The sequence below is a fragment of the Accumulibacter sp. genome, assembly GCF_023806635.1.
Classification (GTDB): domain Bacteria; phylum Pseudomonadota; class Gammaproteobacteria; order Burkholderiales; family Rhodocyclaceae; genus Accumulibacter.
This window is the reverse complement of record NZ_JAMTDQ010000056.1, coordinates 1-19,334: the sequence shown is the minus strand read 5'-3', so window position 1 is coordinate 19,334 and position 19,334 is coordinate 1. Positions and strand designations below refer to the sequence as shown.

The following is a 19,334-nucleotide window of genomic DNA, read 5'->3' as shown; positions in this document are numbered from 1 at the left end:
CGTCCTGAACCTCACCACTCCCGGCCATGGGGGTCGAAATGAGAACTGGTGACAAAGGATGAATCTTCATTTAGTTATCGCCAGAGGTTATAGACTGTTATAGACTCTCGCCGCGGCTGCAGCCCACACAGGTCCGAGACGAGAACCCGGGGCGACACCGGGAAGGACTGCCCAGCCCTCACGAAAAAAGAGCCACGGCATGCCGTGGCTCGGCGCCCCACCGCCGGTGTGTCAGACCGGCGTCGGCAGTCGGCCGGCAGCCGACGCGCTCTCCATCCAGCGCTTGATGCGATTGGCATCGCCAATGCGGGTCTGCTTGCCGGCCGAATCGAGAAGTACGATGACGACCGGCTTGTCGGCAACGCGCGCCTGCATCACCAGGCACTTGCCCGCCTCCTGAATGTATCCGGTCTTCGACAGGCCGATTTCCCAAGTCGGACTGCTCACCAACTGGTTCGTATTGTGAAAGTCGAGTTCACGGCCTTTCACTTCGGCGCGCACACCGGGCGTCGTCGAGAACTCGCGGATCAGCGGGTAGCGGTGCGCTGCCGCGACCATCCGTGCGAGATCATGTGCAGTCGATACATTGTTGCTGCTCAATCCGGTGGGATCCTCGAAGCGGGTGTGGACCATCCCCAGCGACGCCGCCTTGCGGTTCATTGCTGCAACGAAGGCCTGCAGACCGCCCGGATAGTGACGAGCGAGCGCGTGCGAGGCACGGTTTTCCGAAGACATCAGCGCCAGCAACAGGGCAGTTTCGCGCGTGATCACCGTCCCCACTCCGAGGCGGGAACGGCTGCCGCGCAGATAATCGACGTCTTCGTCACTGATGCTGATCGGCGCCTGCAGATTCGGCATGCTGTCGAGCACCACCATCGCTGTCATGACCTTGGTGATCGAAGCGATCGGCACGACGGCGTTTGCGTTCTTTTCGTACAGCAACTCTCCGGCATCCTGGCCGATGACCAGTGCCGAGCCTGAATGTACGGCGAGTTGCCCGGGTTCGTGCCAGAGGTCCGCATTGCTGGCAAGCGCGCGTGTCAGATTCCTCTTCTGGTACGCTTGGGCTGAAGCACCTGCTTCACGCGGTGGCGCCAAAGTTCTCTTCGCGGCCAGGGCGGACGGCTTGCCCGGATCCTGGCGCAGACTGCCCTTGTCCCGACCGCTCAGTTGCTTTGCCCCCTGTTTCCCGGACCCGTTATCGGCAGCCAAGCCACCTTTCCTCTGCTCTGCCACCGGCGTCGGGCTGGCATTTCGCTTGGCTGCCCGGTTCTGACCCGTCGCGGGAGGGTTCTTCTGCGCCACAGGCTTGGACGTGCTGGCCTTCGACGCCACGTTTTCCTTCGTCTTGCTTGCCGCAGCCTTGGTCTTTCCCTTTCCCTGCTCGGCCGCGTACAGCGTTCCAGTCGACGCCACGAGTGGCGTCAATAACACCAGACACAACCCCGCCAAGGCTCTCAGAGTCATCCGCATTGCAGCCCTCCCGCATGATTCACCTTGCCGGCGTCCTCCGGCGGACCGGACCAGCAAGGCCATAGACCATCAAAAATAAGCAGATACGCGAGCTATGTAATGTAGCACATTATGCACCAGCCCGTGCAGGAAACAAGTCCCCTTGATGCCTGGCAGAATCCACCACACCGCTGCGTCGACCCCGGCGGCCCACAGAGGATCGCTCAGCGTTCGTTCATCAGCTTGTCGACCACGGTCAGGGCGGTCATGTTGACGATGCGTCGCACGGTCGCGGTGGAAGTCAGGATATGCACCGGCTGCGCGGCCCCGAGGAGAATCGGGCCGATCGTCAGGTTATCGCCGGAAGCGATCTTGAGCAGGTTGAAGGAGATGTTGGCCGCGTCGAGGGTCGGCATGATCAGCAGGTTGGCCTGCCCCTTGAGGCGGGCGTCACTCGGAAACACCCGCTGGCGAATGTGCTCGTCGAGCGCGGCATCGCCATTCATCTCGCCCTCGACCTCAAGCCGCGGAGCGCGGTCCTTGAGCAGCTGCAGTGCTCGGCGCATCTTTACCGCCGTTGGGGTGTTCTCGGAGCCAAAGGACGAGTGCGACAGCAGGGCGACCCGGGGCTGGATGCCGAACCGGCGCACCTCGTCGGCAGCGAGCAGCGTCATGTCGACCAGTTGCTCGGCCGAAGGCTCGTAGTTGATGTAGGTGTCGGCGATGAAGAGCGTCCGATCGGGCAGCACGAGCAAACTCATGGCGTAGAGGTCGCTGACGCCGGGAGCCAGGCCGATGACGTTCTCGACGTACTCGCGATGCACGTCGTGACGACCGAAAGTGCCGCAGATCAGGCCATCGGCGTCGCCCATGCGAACCATCATCGCACCAAACAGCGAGGCCCGACGGCGAACCTCGCGGCGAGCGAAATCGGCCGAAACCCCCTTGCGCTCCATCAGGCGCCGGTACTCGCGCCAGTAGGACTCGAAATGCTGCTCGAAGAAGGCGTTGTTGTCGGCGTACACGATGTCGAAATCGTCCTCCGGTGTCACCCGAAGGTTGAGTGCCACGAGCTTGCGCTCGATTTCGTCGGGATGACCGATCAGGATGGGTCGCGCGATCCCCTCGTCGACGATCACCTGGATCGCACGCAGCACGCGGTCGTCCTCGCCTTCGGCGAAGACCACTCGCCGGGGTGCCTGCTTGGCCTGCGAGAAGACCGGCTTCATGATCAGGCCGAAATGGTAGACGAACTCGTGCAGACTCTCGCGATAGGCTTCCACGTCCTTCAGCGGCCGGCTGGCAACGCCCGATGCCATGGCTGCCTCTGCTACCGCGGGAGCGATCTTGCCAATCAGCCGTGGATCGAAGGGATTCGGAATCAGGTACTCGGGACCGAAATTGGCATGCTTCTCGCCATAGGCCTTGAGCGCCACCTCCGACTGCTCGACACGCGCCAGCTCGGCAATCGCCCGCACCGCCGCCAGTTTCATCTCGTCGCTGATGGTGGTCGCGCCGACGTCCAATGCGCCACGGAAGATGAAGGGAAAGCAGAGTACGTTGTTGACCTGGTTCGGATAGTCCGAACGCCCAGTGGCGATGATCGCGTCGTCACGCACCGCCCTGACATCTTCCGGCCGGATCTCTGGATTGGGATTCGCGAGAGCCATGATCAGCGGCGACGCTGCCATCTGCGCGACCATCTCCGGTTTCAACACGCCGCCGGCCGACAGTCCGAGGAAGACATCGGCGCCAACGATCACTTCGCCGAGCGTCCGCGCATCGGTGCACTTGGCATAGCGCGCCTTGATCTCGTCCATCTCCTCGACGCGCCCTTCGTATACGAGCCCCTTGATGTCGGTCACCCAGATGTTGCCAACTGGCAAACCAAGCATGACCAGCAGGTCGAGACAGGCAAGCGCAGCGGCACCAGCGCCGGAGGTCACCAGCTTCACCTGATCCAGTTGCTTGCCCTGCAGGAAGAGTCCATTGAGAATCGCTGCACCGACAACGATCGCTGTGCCATGCTGATCGTCGTGGAAGACCGGGATCTTCATTCTCTGACGCAGCTTCCTCTCGACGTGGAAGCACTCGGGCGCCTTGATGTCCTCGAGATTGATGCCGCCGAAAGTCGGCTCCAGTGAGGCAACGATGTCGACCAGACGATCCGGGTCGCGTTCGTCGATCTCGAGGTCGAAAACGTCGATGTTGGCGAACTTCTTGAACAGTACCGCCTTACCTTCCATGACCGGTTTCGCCGCCAGCGGACCAATCGCGCCCAGCCCCAGTACGGCCGTGCCATTGGTGATCACGCCCACCAGATTGGCGCGCGAGGTGAGGGTGCTGACTTCAGCCGGCAGCGCGGCGATTTCCTCGCACGCCGCAGCGACGCCCGGTGAGTAAGCCATCGACAGGTCGTACTGGTTGGCCAGTTGCTTCGTCGGCTGTATCGCCACTTTCCCCGGTTTCGGGTTGCGGTGGTAGAACAGGGCAGCCGTGCGCAGTTGCTCTCGTTCCTTCTTCATCTTTTCTTCTCCTCAGTTTCATCGAGCCGCCGCTGCCGCCAATGGCACGCCGGATGGGCAGCGACTGTGGCTGCCAGCGAGACGCCGCCGGCTCCTCGCGGCCGTGCTCTTGTTGTTGTCGACCACCGGCCCCAAGCGGACCTGTGGCATAATTACACAAACCCTCCGTTCCTTGTAGCACCACCGCCTGGCATGCTGACCTCACCCCCTGCACTGGGCTTGTTCCTCGCCAACCGCGACCGACGCGTCGCATCCGACCGGGCTGGGCAGACTACTCCGCTTTCCGGCCCTTGCGGTTTGGCTCCGCGCGCCGCTCCACGGTAAGTTCCGCTTCTCTACCTTCATTCGAGAGTGATTACCATGAACCAGACTGTTTCCATCAACGCCCCCGACTACGTCAAACATGAACGCCTGAAGCAATGGGTCGCCGAGATTGCGGCACTCACGGAACCGGCCAGCGTCGTCTGGGCCGACGGCTCGCAGGAGGAATATGATCGTCTCTGTGCCGAACTGGTCGCGGCCGGCACGTTCACCAAGCTCAAGAAGCGCAAGAACTCCTTCCTGGCTTTTTCGGACCCGTCGGACGTCGCGCGCGTCGAGGACCGCACCTATATCTGCTCCGCGAAGCAGGAGGACGCCGGCCCGACCAACAACTGGGAAGACCCGGCCAAGATGCGAGCCACCCTCAGCGGCCTCTTCAAGGGCTGCATGCAGGGGCGGACGATGTACGTCATCCCCTTCTCAATGGGGCCGATCGGCTCGCCAATCGCCCAGATCGGCGTCGAGATCACCGACAGCGCCTACGTCGTGGTGAACATGCGCATCATGACCCGCATGGGCAAGGACGTCTTCCCGGTGCTCGGGACCGACGGCAGCTTCGTTCCCTGCGTGCACTCGATTGGAGCGCCGAAGCAGCCAGGCCAGGAGGATCCGCGCTGGCCATGCAACCCGACCACCAAGTACATCGTCCATTATCCCGAAACGCGCGAAATCTGGTCCTACGGCTCGGGCTACGGTGGCAATGCCCTGCTCGGCAAGAAGTGCCTGGCCCTGCGCATCGCTTCCAACATGGCGCGAGATGACGGCTGGATGGCCGAACACATGCTGATCCTCGGCGTCGAGTCTCCCGCCGGTGACAAGCATTACGTCGCTGCCGCCTTCCCGTCGGCCTGCGGCAAGACCAACTTCGCCATGCTCGTTCCTCCGCAAAGCCTGAGTGGCTGGAAGATCACGACCATCGGTGACGACATCGCCTGGATCAAGCCGCGCAAGGACAAGAACGGTGTCACGCGCCTCTATGCGATCAATCCGGAAGCCGGCTTCTTCGGCGTCGCCCCGGGCACGAACGACAAGACCAACTTCAACGCCATGGCCTCGCTTGCCGAAAACACCATCTTCACCAACGTCGCGCTGACCGATGACGGTGATGTCTGGTGGGAAGGCATGGGCCCGGCACCAGCGCACGCGATCGACTGGCAAGGCAATGACTGGACACCGGAAATCGCCAAGGAAAAGGGTACCAAGGCAGCACACCCGAACTCGCGCTTCACCGCTCCCGCTTCGCAATGCCCGTGCATCGACGCCAAGTGGCAGGACCCGGAAGGAGTGCCGATCTCGGCCTTCCTGTTCGGCGGCCGCCGCGGCTCGACAGTGCCGCTGGTCTGCCAGACGCGCGACTGGGAGCACGGGGTTTACGCCGCCGCCACCCTCGGGTCGGAAACCACGGCTGCCGCCTTCGGCCAGCAGGGTGTCGTTCGTCGCGACCCCTTCGCGATGCTGCCTTTCTGCGGCTACAACATGGCCGACTATTACAGCCACTGGCTGAAGATGGGCAAGGCGACCGACAACCCTGTGCCGATCTTCATGGTCAACTGGTTCCGCATGAACGAAAAGGGCGAGTTTGCCTGGCCAGGCTTCGGCGACAACGCCCGTGTTCTGAAGTGGGTCATCGAGCGTTGCGAGGGCAAGGCCTCGGCCCGAGAAACGACCCTTGGCTGGATGCCCAACTACGAAGACCTCGACTGGAGTGGCAGCGACTTCTCCATGGAACAATTCGCCGGCGTCACCAGCCTCGACAAGCAAGCGTGGCTGAGCGAGCTCGAAGGAGTCAAGGACTGGTTCGGCAAGATGGGCGACAAGCTGCCGCCCAAGCTCGCCGCCGTTCGCGAGGAGTTCGAGAAGCAGTTCCAAGCAGCCTGATCGGCAGATCCGCATCGATCTCGAAACGAAGCCGCCTGCGGGCGGCTTCTTTGTGCCTGCGCCTCGGCTTGCGGCTACACTGACGACTTCATCCCCATCTCGAGCAACAGACCAGCATGCCAAGTTTTCCCGCGCACCGCCTGGCCGACATCGCACCCTTTCACGTCATGGAGTTGATGGCTCGTGCCAAGGACCTGGAGTCCTGCGGTCGCGACATCATCCACATGGAAGTCGGTGAGCCCGACTTCCCGACGCCGGAACCGGTAGTGGCGGCAGCACAGGCGCACATCGCCAGCGGTCGGGTTCGCTACACGGCCGCACTCGGACTGCCCGAGCTGCGTGCCGCCATCGCCGGCTTCTACGCCAAGCGCTACGGCCTAAGCGTCCCGACATCGCGCATCGTCGTCACGGCTGGCGCTTCCGGCGGCCTGCTGCTGGCGATGGCCTGCCTCACCGAACCAGGAAGCGAATGGCTCCTGACCGACCCGGGCTACCCCTGCAACCGGCATTTCGTGCGCTGCTTCGAGGGCCGGCCAATCGGCATTCCGGTGAGCGGCGAGAGCAACTTCCAGCCGACTGTGGATGATCTGGCCCGATTCTGGAATGAACGGACAGCCGGGGCCCTGTTCGCATCGCCAGCCAATCCGACGGGAACCCTGCTCGCCGACCAGACGCTGGCCGACATCGCCCGCTTTGTCCGCGAGAGGGGCGGACAGCTGGTCATCGACGAAATCTACCACGGGCTCACCTACGGGCGCGATGCCATGAGCGCGCTCGGGTTCGACGATGAGGTCTTCGTCGTCCAGAGTTTCTCGAAGTACTTCAACATGACGGGCTGGCGTCTCGGCTGGCTCGTCGTGCCGCCGCGCTTCATTCGCGACATCGAGAAGCTGGCACAGAATCTTTTCATTTCGCCGTCTGCGGCCGCGCAGTACGCCGCCCTCGCGGCCTTCCACCCGGACACCATCGCCATCCTCGAGGAGCGCCGCAACGAATTCCGCGAGCGGCGGGACTTCCTGGCACCCGCGCTCGAGACCCTGGGATTCCGCTTCCCGGCAAGGCCGCAGGGGGCATTCTACCTATACGCCGACTGCTCGCAACTCACCGACGACAGCACTCGTTTCGCCAGCGAGCTGCTCGAGTCGGTCGGAGTCGCCGCAACGCCCGGACTCGACTTTGGCAGCAACCTGCCCGAGAGGTATCTGCGCTTCGCCTACACCAGCGACGTGACGCGACTGGCTGAAGCCGTCGACCGGATTCGCAGCTTTCTCGGCCCAGCCTGAAGATCCACCGCCAGCGTGCGGCAGCAGCCGCGTCAGCGCAGCAATCCCGGCAGACTGCCGAACGCCGCCAGACGCCGCCAGTCGAAGAAGGGCCCAGGGTCGGTCTTGCGCCCGGGAGCGATATCACTGTGACCGACCACCGCAGTGATTGGGAATCTTGCCGACAAGCACCGCAGCAGGTCCAACAGGCAGCCGTACTGCGCCTCGGTGAAGGGTGCTTCGTCACAGCCCTCGAGTTCGATGCCGAGCGAGAAGTCGTTGCAGCGCGGTCGGCCCTGCCAGGACGAAAGTCCCGCGTGCCACGCGCGCTGGCGGCACGAGACCAACTGGATCAACTCGCCATCGCGCCTGATCAGGAAGTGCGCCGAAACCCGCATGCCGGCGACCTCGGCGAAGTAGGGATGGGCAGCGGCGTCGAGGCGATTGGTGAACAGGCGAATGATCGCGTCACCCCCGAAACAGGCTGGCGGCAGGCTGATCGCATGCACGACGATCAGCGAGACCGTCTCGCCGTCCGGCCGTTCATCGCAGTTTGGCGAGTCGATGCGCAAGGCACCATCCACCCAGCCCTCCTCGTCGACTGCCGCCACGGGTGCCTGCCGGGGCCGACTCATTCTTCGATTCCCAAGCGCTCGATGCGATAGCGCAACGAGCGGAAGCTGACTCCCAGCAAACGGGCCGCCGCCGTGCGGTTGAAATCGGTCTTGGTCAGCGCGTCGAGAATGGCCTGCTTCTCGACACGATTGATGTAGTCATCAAGGGTTTCGCTCTCCCTGCCGAGACCATCGCGAACCGCCGTCTCTGGCGCCAGTTGCAGGTCATCGACCCCAACCACCGCGCCGCTGCACAGCGCCGTGGCACGCTCCAGGATGTTCTCGAGCTCGCGCACATTGCCCGGAAAACTGTAGTCGTCCAGCATCCGCACTGCCGCGGGATCGAGGCGCGGCGGCTGCGATCCGCAAAGCCTGGCGAGCATGAATTCGGACAGTGGCGCGATATCCTCGCGACGCTCGCGCAGTGGCGGCATCCTGAGTTCGATGACATTGACGCGATAGTACAAGTCCTGGCGGAAGGTTCCTGCATCGACGCAATCCCTGAGCTGATGATGCGTCGCCGAAATGATCCGCAGGTCGACCGGCTCCTCGACCGTGCTGCCAACCTGGCGCACCTTCTTCTCCTGAATCGCACGCAGCAGCTTGACCTGCATCCCGAGGGGCAGGTCGGCCACCTCGTCGAGAAACAACGTCCCCCCCTGCGCCGCCTGGAAGAAGCCGGAGCGATCGTTGTCGGCGCCGGTAAAGGCCCCCTTGCGATAACCGAAGAACTCGCTCTCCATCAGGTTCTCGGGAATGGCCCCACAGTTCACCGGCACGAAGGGGGCGTTGCGGCGGGCGCTCTGATCGTGAATCAGTCTCGCAGCCAGTTCCTTGCCGGTTCCCGACTCGCCGGAGATGTACACCGGCGCCTGACTGCGGGCAAGCTTGTCGATCATCTCCCGCACATGGGCGATGGCTGGCGACGTGCCGATGAGTCGTGTCGCAGCGTCGCTGCCCCCCCCTTCACCGGCCCCGTCGCTGCGCCGTGGCAGGTTGAGTGCCGACTTGATCAGGCTGCGTAACTGCTCAAGCGCCACCGGTTTGGCGAGATAGTCGAAAGCGCCGGCTTTCAGCGCGGCAACCGCGTTCTGCGTCGTGCCGAAGGCGGTGATCACCGCTACCGGCGTCTCCCCGTAGCTCTCGGCGATCAGCCTGACGATCGCCAGCCCATCCCCGTCAGGCAGTCGCATGTCCGTCAGACACAGCTGGTAGCGCTGCTGTTCGAGGAACTTCCGCGCCTCGGCAACCGTCGCTGCGCAGTCCGCCAGGAGCCCCATCCGTGCCACCGTGAGATCGAGGAGTTCGCGGATGTCCGCCTCATCATCGACCACCAGAACACGAGCCAGATCGCCGCGTGGGCGACGTTGCACCTTGCCAGTCAACAATCCAGAGCCCTCCCCAGGAGACGAAAGTCGGCACCCTTGCCGCGTCCCAGAAGTTCGAGACGTGCCTCGTTCGCCTCGCACAGCTCGCGCGCTATGTACAGGCCAAGACCGGTGCCACGATGATGGGTCGTGAAGAAGGGCTCGAAGATCTGTTCCCGCAAGTCATCGGCCACCCCCTCACCATCGTCAATCACGTGCAATTCCACCTGCCCCGCCACCCGGCCATCGCCAACCAGCAAGCGAACGCTGCCGGCCAGGCGACGGGAATGCCGCAGCGCGTTGCTCAGCAGGTTCCACAATACCTGATGCAGATGAGAGCGATCAAAACAGATACGTGCGTTGCCGTACACCTCCAGCTGGATCACATCGGCGGCGAGCTGTTCCCTGGTCGCCCATTCTTCGGTGAATGCTGGCAGCAACTGTCGCAAATCGATGAGCTCGCGATACACGCGATCGCGACGGCCCAGTTCGAGGACATCGCTGACGATACGTTCCACGCGCTGGGTATTGTCGAGCAGGATGCGCAACAGCCGTTCGTACAGTTCGCCGCGCCGTTCCTCCCGCATCAGCTCGCCGGCGTGGCGGATTGCCGACAGTGGATTGCGGATCTCGTGCGCAATGCTCGCCGTCAAGCGCCCAAGCGCTGCCAGCTTGATCTGCTGCGCCTGCTCGCGCAGGCGGCTCATGTCCTCGAGAAACACCAGCACATCGCTGTCACCACCGGTGGTCCCAACGAAGCGGACGCGCAACTGCACTCCGTTCGCTGGTACCTGCACCAGCACTGCGCCTCCGTCAGGCTGCCGCCGCCAGTCGGCAAAGGACTGCAGCAGTTCGGGCGAGCACTCGCGCAGAACCGGCTCGCCGCTCTCGCTGGCGGCCAGCAGGTGCCTGGCCCGCGGGTTGCACTGGGCAACGCGTGCGTCATTGCCGAGCACCAGTACCCCCTCCTGCATCTCCTCGATCACTCTCTGGCTGACCAGGGTCTGCTTCTTCAGGTCGATGCCGCGGCGACGCGCAAGCTCCTCGTTGGCGAGGAGCCGACGGGCGAGCAACCGCGCCGAGATGGCAACGGCAAAGAAAGCGATGCTGAAGACACCGGCCTGGAAGAAGGCTGTCGCATCGAGGTCGGTCTGCAGCGCGCGATACGACTGTTCTACGAGTACGGCGATGGTCGCCAGCGCAGCATAGAAGATCACCAGTCGCCCCTGTCCGACGAGGCCGGCACCGGCAAGGGTCACCAGAAGCATCGATCCGAAACCACCGCCAAGGCCACCTCCGACGTGAATCAGCACTGTCATCACCAGCACATCGAGGAGCACGCTGGCGGTGATCTGGCTGCTCGCGTGCTGCCGCCAGGCGTACGCAACGACCGCCGAGACAATCGTGCTGAAGAGGTATCCGGCGGCCAGCCCGACATGGTGCCAGCCCTGATGCAGGGTGAGAACGGGCAAGGCCGAAGGATGAAGCAGCGCCGAAAAGAACAGCAGCGCGGCAACCACGAAGCGATAGAGCTGGAAGTATCGCAGCGACTTCCAGCGCGTCTCGGAGAAGCTCTCCAGATCACGCCCGCCCGTCTTCGACGCCAACTCCTCAGTCGCCGTCGCGTCCAGATTCGCGCAGGTGGGCGGCACAGCAGTAGTAACGGCCGTTGGCAAGCAGGCTCTCGCTGACGGGCTGATTGACGCCACAGTGAGCACACTGCACCATTCGCTCGACCTCGCGATCGCGACCGCCCTGCGCCGTTGTCCCCGCGGACTTGCGGAAACCACGCCACGCCCACCATGCCAGGAGCCCGAGAGCGAGCAGAAGAAGGTATTTCGTCATCGCGACACGAAGAGACCTGCGGAGCGCCGAAGCATAGCAGATGCCTGGCAACCCGCAATGGGCTGCGCAGACCCGGCGGAGAACGCCGTCCGCACCCACGAGCCAACCCGACATCGAACTCGGGCTACACCAGAGTGCCAGGCTGAAGGCGACGGTTGGTCGGGGCGAGAGGATTCGAACCTCCGACTCCTGCGTCCCGAACGCAGTACTCTACCAGGCTGAGCTACGCCCCGACCGAAGCGACACCAGAGCTAGTAAGTCCTGGCAACCGCGAAGAGGCATAATTCTAACAGGGAATCCCGATGCTGAGAAGCGGGAACGGCCGCCAGGGCGTGCCCCGCGAGATCGGCTTCAGCCGCCGCTCGCCGCCGCGCATACTCGAGCGCACCGCTGTCACGCACCGCAGCCAGGATCTCGGGCAGGTTGTCCCGACCACCGTCCTCGATCGCCCGCCGTACACTCGCCACCTGCTTTGCAGTGCCATTCTGCAGAACGAAGATCAGCGGCAACGTCGGCTTCCCCTCCGCGAGATCGTCTCCCAGATGCTTGCCGGTCTCCAGTTCGGCACCGGAATAGTCCAGTACGTCATCGATCAACTGAAAAGCGGTGCCAAGGTGCATCCCATAGACTGCCATGGCGCTCTCGACAGCCGCATCGGCGCCGCCGATGATAGCGCCAACCTGTGCGGCGGCCTCGAACAGCTTGGCCGTCTTGTAGCGGATGACCTGCAGATAGCCATCCTCATCGACGTCGGCATCGTGGCAGTTCATCAACTGCAGGACCTCGCCCTCGGCGATGACGTTGGTCGCATCAGACAACACCTGCATGATGCGCATGTCGTTCACCGCGACCATCATCTGGAAGGCACGCGAATAGAGGAAGTCCCCCACCAGCACGCTGGCCGAATTGCCGAACAGTGCGTTGGCGGTCTGCCGGCCACGCCGCAGGTTGGAGGCGTCCACCACATCATCGTGCAGCAGCGTCGCCGTGTGAATGAACTCGATAACCGCCGCCAGGTGGTGATGGTGCGTGCCGCGATAGTCGAGCGCCCCAGCCGCAAGCAGCACCAATGCCGGCCGCAGCCGTTTGCCTCCGCTCTGCACGATGTACTCGGCCACCTGCCGCACCAGAGCGACGTCCGAATGCAGGTGTTGACGGATCACCGCGTCGACAGCGGTCATGTCCGACCCGATCAGCCTGTACAGCTGCTCCATTCTCACCACACGGCACCCTGGCACGAAACCTGCGGATCTTAGGCGTCGCCCTCTCGTGCGTCAAGCAAGCCGATGTCACGCCCCCGAAAAGGCTTTGACTGGAACCGAAAAGAAGGTAGAATGCGCGGTTCTTTGCTGCACATCGTTCAGTTTTAGTCAACCTGGAGTCCAACATGTACGCGGTGATAAGAACCGGTGGCAAGCAATATCGCGTTGTCAGCGGCGAAAAATTGAAAATAGAACAGATCCCGGCAGAAGTTGGCGCAGAAGTTACCCTTGATCAGGTTCTCATGCTCGGTGAAGGCGATTCGGTGCAAATCGGCACGCCACTGGTCACCGGCGCGGCGGTCAGGGCAACTGTGCTGTCCCACGGCCGTCACGACAAGATCCGCATTTTCAAGATGCGCCGGCGCAAGCACTCACAAAAGCATCAAGGGCACCGCCAGAACTACACCGAGATTCGCGTTGACGCCATCGCGGCCGGCGCCGCGATGGCCACCGCAGCCTGACACGAAAGGAGTCTGATCCATGGCACACAAGAAAGCCGGCGGCAGCGTACGCAATGGCCGCGACTCGGAAGCGAAACGCCTTGGCGTCAAGCGCTATGGCGGACAGCTCGTTCGCGCCGGCAACATCATCGTTCGCCAGCGTGGCACCGCCTACCATCCGGGCGAGAACATGGGCATCGGCAAGGACCACACGCTTTTCGCCCTGGTGGACGGTCATGTACAGTTCGCCATCAAGGGAGCGCTTGCCCGGCGCACGGTCAGCATCGTTCCGCTTGCCGCCGACTGAACCAGCGCAAGTTGGCGGTAGCATGCCAGCCAGATGAGGCCCAAGCCCTATCCTATCCGGTAGGGCTTTTTGTTTGCACTCCCGAACCCGGGCAGGACGACAGCCATGAAGTTCATTGACGAGGCCAGGATCTCGATTGCCGCCGGCGACGGCGGCAACGGGATCGCCTCGTTCCGGCGCGAGAAGTATGAGCCCGAGGGTGGTCCTGACGGGGGCGACGGCGGCCATGGCGGCAACGTGCACTTCGTTGCCGACCGCAACGTGAACACGCTGGTCGAGTACCGCTACGTGCGCAGGTTCCGTGCCAAGCGCGGCGAGAACGGACGATCGAGTGACTGCTACGGCAAGCGCGGGCCGGATCTCACCTTGCGCGTGCCGATCGGTACGGTCATCGCCGATCTCAACAGCAACCAGGTCCTCGCCGATCTCGATTGTGACGGCAAGAAGGTCCTGCTGGCAAAGGGTGGCCGTGGCGGCTTGGGCAATGTCCATTTCAAGTCCAGCGTCAATCGGACTCCACGCCAGTGCACGCGCGGCGAGCCTGGCGAACAGCGGGATCTCCGGCTCGAGTTGCGCCTGCTTGCCGATGTCGGACTCCTGGGCCTGCCCAACGCCGGCAAGAGCACCCTCCTGCGCGCCGTGTCGGCGGCTCGACCGAAGGTCGCCGATTATCCGTTCACAACCCTCGAACCACACCTCGGAGTCGTCCGCGTCGACGACGGGAGGAGCTTCGTCATCGCCGACGTGCCCGGCCTGATCAGTGGCGCTGCCAATGGCGCCGGCCTCGGCATCCGCTTCCTCAAGCACCTCAAACGGACCCGACTGCTGCTCCACATCGTCGACCTGGCCCCGAACGATCCCGCCGCCGACCCGGTCCGCGATGCGCGAACCATCGTCCGTGAGCTCGAACGCTACGATCCCGATCTCGCCGAGAAGCCACGCTGGCTCGTGCTCAACAAGCTCGACCTGATTCCGCCCGACGAGCTCGAATCCCGCATTGCGGGCTTCCTGCAAGCCTGCGACGCGACTCATGCGGCGTGCTTCCGAATCAGTGCCATCAATGGCGGCGGCTGCGTGGAGTTGACGCAGCGATTGCAGGAAGCACTCGACAGGATGCCGCGACCCGCCGCTGCCGACGCGGACGCCCTGGGCGACGGCTCGTGGCCCGAATGGCCGCCAGGCGAAGCAGAGTCGGGCCTGGGATGACCACCACCCGCATTGCCGCAGCACGCCGTGTCGTCGTCAAGGTCGGATCGGCTCTGGTTACCAACAACGGGGAAGGCCTGCACCTTGCCGCCATCTCCGATTGGGCGCGACAGATCGCCGAAGTGCACCGCCTCGGCAAGCAGGTCATCCTCGTATCCTCGGGCGCGATCGCCTGTGGTCTGCAACGTCTTGGATGGCGGAAGCGACCACGAGCGGTGCACGAATTGCAGGCCGCTGCTGCGGTCGGCCAGATGGGCCTGGCGCAGGTCTATGAGAGCGCTTTCGGGCGCTATGGAGTGCACACGGCGCAAGTCCTGCTGACGCACGATGATCTCGCAGACCGCAAACGCTACCTCAACGCCCGTTCAACGCTGAGCACCTTGCTGGCTCTGGGCGTTGTACCGATCATCAACGAGAACGATACGGTCGTCACTGACGAGATCAAGTTCGGCGACAACGACACACTCGGCGCTCTGGTCGCCAACCTGATTGAAGCCGACTGTCTGCTCATCCTCACCGACCAGCAGGGCCTGTTCACTGCGGATCCGCGCAAGGACTCGACAGCAACGATGATCAGCGAGGCGCGCGCCGGCCTGCCCGCCCTGGAAGCCATGGCCGGCGGTGCCGGCACCCAGTTTGGCAAGGGCGGCATGATCACCAAGGTCATCGCCGCCAAGCGCGCGGCACGCAGTGGTGCCCATACGGTGATCGCCAGCGGCCGCACCAGCGACGCCATCCTCCGCCTGGTGCGCGGAGAACCGCTGGGGACGCTTCTGGTCTCCGAAACACCGCCGCTCACCGCGCGCAAACAGTGGCTCGCCGACCACCTGCAGCTGAACGGACGGCTGCTGCTCGACGGTGGCGCCATCAGCGCCCTGCGCGAGGGCAGGAGCCTGTTGCCCATCGGCGTCCTCGCGGTTTTCGGCGAGTTCGAACGTGGCGCCGCCGTTGCCTGCGTCGCCGACGACGGCGGCGAGATTGCCCGCGGCCTGGTGAACTACGGCAGTAGCGACGCGCGGCGCATCGCGCGCCGCGCCAGTCAGGACATCGAGGACATCCTCGGTTACATCGACGAGCCCGAAATCATCCACCGCGACAACCTGATCCTGACCTGAGCACCGGTGACGACATGAGCGACGAACACAAGCAATCCATTCACCTGCCTTTCTCAGACAAGTACACCGATTCGCACTCTCAGGAGTACTTCCAGAAGCACGATCGGAAGAAGCTGTCTGATCGCTTGGAGCATCGCATGGCGGCACGCGCGCTGGCGCTTGCCGGCAACCCCGCGTCGGTTCTCGACCTGCCGTGTGGTACCGGACGCTTCTGGTCGCTCCTCGCAGAAAAACCGCACCGGCAGCTGTTGGCCGCCGATTACAGCCAGGCCATGCTCGAGGTCGCCGGCAAGGTGCGCCCACCGGAAATCGTCAAGCGCTTCCGGCTGCTGCAGTGTTCCGCGTTCGCGATCAGCCTGCCCGATGCGCACGTCGATTGCATCTTCTCGATTCGCCTGATGCACCACATCGGCGACTCCGCCCACCGCGTCGCGCTGCTCAGGGAGTTTCATCGCGTGACGCGAGACACGGTCGTCCTGTCTCTCTGGGTCGACCGGAACTACAAGGCCTGGCGTCGTCGGCGACTGGAAGCCAACCGCCGGCGGGCCGGCGAAACGAGCGACAACCGGTTCATCGTTCCGCGCCAGCAGTTTGAACGCGAGTGTCGCGAGGCCGGCTTCGCCATCGTGGGCCACGTGGACTTCCTGCCCTACCTGTTCATGTGGCGCGCCTACGTGCTGCGCAAGCTGCCCGCCTGACATCCGCCTGCGGCCAAAGGCCATCGTCCGCGATGAGTTTGCGCGATCATTTTCCCTCCGCAGCCGCACGGAGCGAACTGCAGCGCGATGGGCTCGCAGCTTTTCTCCCCCTGTGGTCGCTTGCCACCGACTGGCATGAAACCCCGAACGAGAGACGCGGCGGCTGGAGCGGGGTCAGCCGGCACCCGCTTGCCAACGGCAACTCGATCTTCGTCAAGCGCCAGCAAGACCACCTCTGCCGGACGCTGCGCCACCCCCTGCGCGGCATCCCCACGTTCTACCGCGAATACCTGAACATCCTGCGTCTGCAGCGACACGGCATTGGCAGTCTGGACGCACTGTACTACGGTGACCGCCGGGATGCCGGTCACTGGCAGGCAATTCTCGTCACGCGCGCTCTCGACGACTTCAGCAGTCTCGACGAATGGAACGTGGCCAACCAGCAGGCAGCGCCACGGCAGCGCCAGTCGCTGATCGCCGCCATCGCCAGCGCCTGCGCTCGCCTGCACAGCCACCGCCTGCAACACAGCTGCCTCTACGGCAAGCATGTCTTCGTCCGTCGCAACCCGGCAGTGCCCGATGCTTACGGCGAAGGCGACGTGCGCTTCATCGACCTCGAAAAGCTGCGCCAAGGCATCAGTCGCGAGCGCGTTGGCGCCCACGACCTCGACCAGCTGCGGCGGCACACGCTGGGCTGGAACGATGCCGACTGGCAGCATTTCACGCTGGCCTACCGGCAGCACATGGCCCGGCTCCGGCGCTAATCGCCCAAGCCGGGCGGTGCCAGATCCCTCGCGTCGGGATTGATGATGTCGAAACTGGCCGGCATCCGCGAGTAGAAGATCCTGACCTTCTCGCGCCGGAGCAGGTCCAGGAATCGGCGCTCCTCGTCCTCGGTGACGACGAATTCGACCTCGATGGCACCACTTCCCGCGAGTTCGAAGAAGCGGTCCTCGTGTACCGCGTGCCGGCGCCCGAAGCCGCCGACCGCACGGAACGCCGAGCCGCCACGGATGCCGAGCCGGTTCCCCTCGGCAAGCAGCCATTCCCAGAGTAGAACGCCGTGCAGACGCTCGCCCTCGCCGACATAGAAACGAAGCAGGCAGCCTTTCATCCGTGCCTCCTCGTCAGCCCGAAGCCTTCAGCCAGAAGACGGTCGCCATGCCGGCGAGGGTCATCAGCAGCGAGCCGGCAACATGCGCCAGAATCAAGACCGACGCCCACAGCAGCCGACCCTGTTGCAGCAAGACGACCAATTCGGCCGAAAACGTCGAGAAGGTCGTCAAGCCGCCGCAAAAGCCAGTGATGACGAGCAGACGCCACTCGGGCGAGACGGTCGTCGAGAACGTGAAGAAGGCGATCGCCAGACCGATGACATAGGCGCCGAAGAGGTTTGCAGCGAGCGTCCCCGGCGGAATGCTCGGCAGGATCGCGTTGAGCCGGACGCCGAGCTGCCAGCGCAGCAGTGCGCCAAGCGCAGCGCCAACCGAGATGGCAAGGATCGACTTCCACATGCAGGCGCCTCAAGAAACGCGTCGCTCACAGACAATCTGCGCAACAGCCGGCTTGTCACGCCGGTGGCGGATGACCGCCTCCACCACCACCCACGTTTCACCAATCCCGACCAACCTCATGGAAGACTATAGCATTCGCACCCGCCGCCCGCACGATCTGCTGCGTGCGGGCCACCAGCTGTGCAGTAGTTCCTTTCCAGCCGCGCCGCTGCAGGCCGATACTGCAACCGGAGGCCACGATCTCATCGCTGCCTCTGACCCTCAGCCCTGACGTAAGCAGCGGGCGCCAGGGCGACTGCAAAGCCGCTGGTGGATCTGGCGTGTCCGCCCGGCAGCATGGCCGGGGGACCAAGGAGTTTGAAATGAAAGTGATGATGGTGATGGAAGGCGGCGATTGCGCACTCCGGATCGAACCCCTGGATGAGGAAGGACTGGCCCTGCTGGCGGCGTTCGGAGTCTGCGGCACCTATCAGACAAGGCTTGGCCAGGCGGCGGGCTCGACGATGTCGACGGCAGGGAGCCTCAGACAATCTGATCTCGGCACCATGAAGCTTGCAGAAGTGGCGTCATGAATGCGCGGCAAGTCATCAGGTTAGCGCCGCGATCAAGCACTGGAGAGGATTTCTGCGCGGGATCCGGACAGGTATCGCGAAGATGCCGCTGAAGCCAGATGCTTGAGCTTTTCTGGCGCGACGCCGATCTGGCAGGAGACTCCGATGCCACAGCTGCGTGCGCCGATCATTCCTGATTCGGTGACGCCAATCAAGGGCCTGCTGTCTGTCGGGAAGGAGTTCGGGGTGCCCGCGTTGAGTGTCAGGCGGACCTCCAAGCGGCAACGGCAGGAAGGGCCGCAGAGTTCAATGTGCACCCGCAGCGCCGCAGCCCGGCCATCCCGACGGCAGAGGTGTTGCAGCGGGCGCAGGCCCTGTTCGATGACGGACAGACCATCCAGAGGGTTGCGGCAAAACCTGGGATCAACACCGACACCCTGTCGCCAGCGGTCCGTGGCGGGCGGTTGCATGTTGCCGTGTTGGAAGGTCCTGTACCCTTGTCGCGACCGCCAGGAGCGAGCGCCTCCCGAGCCTGCCAGCGCGAGCAGTGGTGGATTCCGGATTGGCTCAGCAGGGGGCGTTTGATGAGAACTGGCATGACCCGGCGCCAAGATGGCGCACAACGATCCCGCAGCACACCGGTGACATGCTCGAGGCGACGCTTCATACCATCCTCAAGCAGATCGCGAGCGAAGCCAAGGCATGCTTGCCGGCCAAGTCACCCACCACATGGTGAACTCCTCGGCCATCGTCGGCCCTGACCGCTGACAGTGGCTGTCTGGCATGCGAGTCGACCCCATTCGTCCACCCCGCTTCTGAGTCTCGAAACGGGGACGATTCGGCGGACGGGTTGACTTGGGTCAACCCGAGCATGCTCCCTAGGTCCTAGCATCGTTCAGCTAGGCAGTTGATCGACCTGAAGCCCCTAAGCCGGCGAAGCCGGAACCAAACAGGATGAGGTTTCTGTCATAGCCAAA

General features: G+C 63.7%; 19 protein-coding genes and 1 tRNA gene. 9 read left to right on the top strand and 11 right to left on the bottom strand.

Going from position 1 to position 19,334, the window contains the following annotated elements; translation table 11 throughout:
- Positions 1-231: 231 nt before the first annotated feature.
- A complete protein-coding gene (gene pbpG, locus NFW30_RS10750) occupies positions 232-1,212 on the bottom strand; it encodes a D-alanyl-D-alanine endopeptidase (RefSeq protein WP_363322095.1) in 981 nt (326 codons plus the stop codon).
- A 464-nt stretch (positions 1,213-1,676) separates the two neighbouring features.
- On the bottom strand, positions 1,677-3,977 hold the full coding sequence (locus tag NFW30_RS10745; RefSeq protein ID WP_295372062.1) for an NADP-dependent malic enzyme: 2,301 nt from the start codon (positions 3,975-3,977) through the stop codon (positions 1,677-1,679).
- Between the two features lie 360 nt (positions 3,978-4,337).
- On the opposite strand from NFW30_RS10745, the gene NFW30_RS10740 reads away from it, so the two are divergent.
- Positions 4,338-6,176: a phosphoenolpyruvate carboxykinase (GTP) gene (locus tag NFW30_RS10740; RefSeq protein WP_295354929.1), complete on the top strand. Its 1,839-nt coding sequence runs from the start codon at positions 4,338-4,340 to the stop codon at positions 6,174-6,176.
- A 116-nt stretch (positions 6,177-6,292) separates the two neighbouring features.
- Positions 6,293-7,459 carry a pyridoxal phosphate-dependent aminotransferase gene (locus tag NFW30_RS10735; protein WP_295354926.1) on the top strand — a complete coding sequence of 389 codons (1,167 nt, stop codon included), beginning with the start codon at positions 6,293-6,295 and terminating at the stop codon, positions 7,457-7,459.
- 32 nt (positions 7,460-7,491) lie between these two features.
- Here the strand turns inward: NFW30_RS10735 and ampD are convergent, their stop codons facing one another.
- The 6 genes from ampD to NFW30_RS10705 all read right to left on the bottom strand — a co-directional run bounded on the left by ampD (position 7,492) and on the right by NFW30_RS10705 (position 12,484).
- Entirely contained in the window at positions 7,492-8,073 is a 582-nt protein-coding gene (gene ampD / locus NFW30_RS10730; RefSeq protein WP_295354923.1) for a 1,6-anhydro-N-acetylmuramyl-L-alanine amidase AmpD, read from the bottom strand.
- The gene (locus NFW30_RS10725; protein WP_295354920.1) at positions 8,070-9,440 is read right to left on the bottom strand and encodes a sigma-54 dependent transcriptional regulator; all 1,371 of its coding nucleotides are present in this window, start codon (positions 9,438-9,440) and stop codon (positions 8,070-8,072) included. The genes ampD and NFW30_RS10725 overlap by 4 nt, the downstream gene beginning before the upstream one ends.
- The gene (locus NFW30_RS10720) at positions 9,434-11,026 is read right to left on the bottom strand and encodes a HAMP domain-containing sensor histidine kinase (protein WP_295354917.1); all 1,593 of its coding nucleotides are present in this window, start codon (positions 11,024-11,026) and stop codon (positions 9,434-9,436) included. Before NFW30_RS10720 ends, NFW30_RS10725 begins: the two co-directional genes overlap by 7 nt.
- 4 nt (positions 11,027-11,030) lie before the next feature.
- On the bottom strand, positions 11,031-11,264 hold the full coding sequence (locus NFW30_RS10715) for a PP0621 family protein (protein WP_295354914.1): 234 nt from the start codon (positions 11,262-11,264) through the stop codon (positions 11,031-11,033).
- Positions 11,265-11,420: 156 nt separating this feature from the next.
- A tRNA-Pro gene (locus tag NFW30_RS10710) sits at positions 11,421-11,497 on the bottom strand.
- 18 nt (positions 11,498-11,515) lie between these two features.
- Positions 11,516-12,484: a polyprenyl synthetase family protein gene (locus NFW30_RS10705; protein ID WP_295354911.1), complete on the bottom strand. Its 969-nt coding sequence runs from the start codon at positions 12,482-12,484 to the stop codon at positions 11,516-11,518.
- 167 nt (positions 12,485-12,651) lie between these two features.
- Here NFW30_RS10705 and rplU point away from each other — a divergent pair, with 167 nt between their 5' ends.
- From rplU to NFW30_RS10675, 6 genes are all read left to right on the top strand, one after another.
- Positions 12,652-12,987, top strand: coding sequence for a 50S ribosomal protein L21 (gene rplU / locus NFW30_RS10700; protein ID WP_295354908.1), 336 nt, complete (start codon positions 12,652-12,654; stop codon positions 12,985-12,987).
- A 19-nt stretch (positions 12,988-13,006) separates the two neighbouring features.
- A complete protein-coding gene (rpmA, locus tag NFW30_RS10695; RefSeq protein WP_034934898.1) occupies positions 13,007-13,273 on the top strand; it encodes a 50S ribosomal protein L27 in 267 nt (88 codons plus the stop codon).
- 105 nt (positions 13,274-13,378) lie between these two features.
- Positions 13,379-14,479: an Obg family GTPase CgtA gene (gene cgtA / locus NFW30_RS10690; protein ID WP_295354902.1), complete on the top strand. Its 1,101-nt coding sequence runs from the start codon at positions 13,379-13,381 to the stop codon at positions 14,477-14,479.
- Entirely contained in the window at positions 14,476-15,594 is a 1,119-nt protein-coding gene (gene proB, locus NFW30_RS10685; protein WP_295354899.1) for a glutamate 5-kinase, read from the top strand. Before cgtA ends, proB begins: the two co-directional genes overlap by 4 nt.
- A 14-nt stretch (positions 15,595-15,608) precedes the next feature.
- Positions 15,609-16,292, top strand: coding sequence for a class I SAM-dependent methyltransferase (locus tag NFW30_RS10680; RefSeq protein WP_295354896.1), 684 nt, complete (start codon positions 15,609-15,611; stop codon positions 16,290-16,292).
- Positions 16,293-16,324: 32 nt separating this feature from the next.
- Positions 16,325-17,056 carry a lipopolysaccharide kinase InaA family protein gene (locus NFW30_RS10675; RefSeq protein ID WP_295354893.1) on the top strand — a complete coding sequence of 244 codons (732 nt, stop codon included), beginning with the start codon at positions 16,325-16,327 and terminating at the stop codon, positions 17,054-17,056.
- Here the strand turns inward: NFW30_RS10675 and NFW30_RS10670 are convergent.
- Positions 17,053-17,406: a DUF190 domain-containing protein gene (locus NFW30_RS10670; RefSeq protein WP_295354890.1), complete on the bottom strand. Its 354-nt coding sequence runs from the start codon at positions 17,404-17,406 to the stop codon at positions 17,053-17,055. The two genes, NFW30_RS10675 and NFW30_RS10670, sit on opposite strands and share 4 nt — an antisense overlap.
- Positions 17,407-17,419: 13 nt before the next feature.
- Entirely contained in the window at positions 17,420-17,806 is a 387-nt protein-coding gene (gene crcB, locus NFW30_RS10665) for a fluoride efflux transporter CrcB (protein WP_295354887.1), read from the bottom strand.
- Between the two features lie 362 nt (positions 17,807-18,168).
- Here crcB and NFW30_RS10660 point away from each other — a divergent pair, with 362 nt between their 5' ends.
- Positions 18,169-18,378, top strand: coding sequence for a hypothetical protein (locus tag NFW30_RS10660; protein WP_295354886.1), 210 nt, complete (start codon positions 18,169-18,171; stop codon positions 18,376-18,378).
- A gap of 32 nt (positions 18,379-18,410) precedes the next feature.
- On the opposite strand, the gene NFW30_RS10655 is transcribed toward NFW30_RS10660, so the two are convergent.
- Positions 18,411-18,827: a hypothetical protein gene (locus tag NFW30_RS10655; RefSeq protein ID WP_295354883.1), complete on the bottom strand. Its 417-nt coding sequence runs from the start codon at positions 18,825-18,827 to the stop codon at positions 18,411-18,413.
- Between the last annotated feature and the right edge of the window lie 507 nt (positions 18,828-19,334).